We start from the raw sequence: 993 nt of genomic DNA on the forward strand, positions 1-993 counted from the left end.
ACGTGTCACTTCAGTATCATTGAGGTAAATGATGATGGTTTCACCCGCACTACCACGACCGGTAATGGTCGGTGTATTGTCATTGGTTAAGCCATCTGGTTGGACAATGGTATTACCCCCTACATCATCAACTAACGTATCTAGGGTTGGAGTAGACGGTTCTGATGCCAACACGTTAAAGTTCCATGCTGAACTCATTGGCCCTTCAACACCCGCTTTACTGACACCCGCCAGTTTAAAGTTATGCATGCCGCCGCTTAGGTTAGCAGGTGGTGTATAACTCCATGTGCCATCAACATTCACAGGGATAAGTTTGCCAATGAATTGACCATCTTGGTAAACTTTGATGAACGCGGTGTTAGCATCGGTCACTTTACCGCGGTATTCAGGCAATCTGTCATCGGTTGTACCACCTTTAGCGATAAGACCTTGGACATCACCTACGTCATCATAAAGCTCAATGCTAGACTCGTTCACCGCACCTGGTGCACTCGTGTCGACCGTGAAGGTCACACTGAGTTTCTCACCTGGCGTACCGACACGGTTCACCGGTGCTACCGCAATGGTATTTTCACCTGCCGCCAAGTTATTCGGTAAATTATATGTCCAGGTGTTGTTAGTGACTTTCGCACGGCCCACTTCTTGTGTGCCCACATAGATAATCACTTCAGTCACACCCGCAGGCGCACGACCTTCCAATGTTGGTCTGATGTCATCAGTCACATCACCATTTTTGATTGGCCCTTGGATTTCACCTACGTCATCAAGAATTGTGAGGTCATTGCTCGATAAGCTCGCAGGAACGCTGGTGTCTACATCGATAGCAAATCCAGTACTCTCCTCGCTCACATTACCCGCTGCATCCGTGACGGTAATAACAAAGTTATGAATACCATCATCTAACTCAACCGCTTTATATGTCCATGAACCATCTAAGCCCGCTTTAACAATACCGACAACCTGATTATTAGATTTGTCATAGATAGTCACCGT

At 46.8% G+C, this 993-nt stretch carries 1 protein-coding gene; it reads right to left on the bottom strand.

Features of this window, described 5'->3' with window-relative positions; all coding sequences use genetic code 11:
- Positions 1-993 (bottom strand): Ig-like domain-containing protein (locus ACFFIT_RS13100; RefSeq protein WP_385878360.1); only part of this gene is annotated, 993 nt, incomplete at both ends.

The sequence above is a fragment of the Thorsellia kenyensis genome (assembly GCF_042432445.1).
Taxonomy (GTDB): Bacteria; Pseudomonadota; Gammaproteobacteria; order Enterobacterales; family Thorselliaceae; genus Thorsellia; species Thorsellia kenyensis.